The following is a 712-nucleotide window of genomic DNA, read 5'->3' on the forward strand; positions in this document are numbered from 1 at the left end:
CTACTACGCGCTGCGCAACCACCTGCTCGACTTCCTGGTGGAGCGCCCCGCCGGCCGCCCCGCCGACCCGCGCCACCCGCCGGTCCGGCGCATCGGCGACGCGCCCGCCACCGCCAGGGCGGCCGGCATCGCTGCCGGCACGTCCGCTGGCACGTCCGCCGGCGCCGGGCCGCTGGCCGCCTGCGCCTGAGACCCGCCCGAACACCGCATCCCGACCAGGAGACACCACGATGAGCGACCGCGCCGAACTGACCGAGAAGATCGTCCGCCTCAAGATCGAGCGCGACCTGAGCTGGTCCGGTCTCGCCGCCATGGCCGGCGACCTGTCCAAGGAGTACGTGACCGCCGGCCTGCTCGGCCAGATGCCGCTGCCCAGGGCCGCCGCCGAGGCGATCGGCGCCTATCTCGAACTCACCGACTACGAGATCAAGCTGATGCAGCAGCCGCCCTATCGCGGCTCGCTGCCCACCGCCGTGCCGACCGACCCGCTGATCTACCGCTTCTACGAGCTGATCTCGGTCTACGGCACCACCTTCAAGGCCCTGATCCACGAGGAGTTCGGCGACGGCATCATGAGCGCCATCGACTTCCGCATGGACCTCAAGCGCGAGGCCAACAACGCAGGCGACCGCGTCAACATCACCATGTCCGGCAAGTTCCTACCCTACAAGCAGTACTGAGCCGATCCGCACCAGCCCTGACCGGTGCGGGC

Annotated in this window: 2 protein-coding genes; both read left to right on the forward strand. The window is 70.1% G+C overall.

What is annotated here, in order from left to right:
- Positions 1-190: hypothetical protein (locus M0638_RS27065; RefSeq protein ID WP_456316058.1), on the forward strand; the 190-nt coding region annotated here is incomplete at its 5' end.
- Positions 191-230: 40 nt separating this feature from the next.
- Positions 231-680, forward strand: coding sequence for a cyanase (gene cynS, locus M0638_RS27070; RefSeq protein WP_248670069.1), 450 nt, complete (start codon positions 231-233; stop codon positions 678-680).
- The last annotated feature ends 32 nt before the right edge of the window (positions 681-712 follow it).

This window comes from Roseomonas acroporae, from assembly GCF_023223525.1.
Classification (GTDB): Bacteria; Pseudomonadota; Alphaproteobacteria; order Acetobacterales; family Acetobacteraceae; genus Roseomonas_E; species Roseomonas_E acroporae.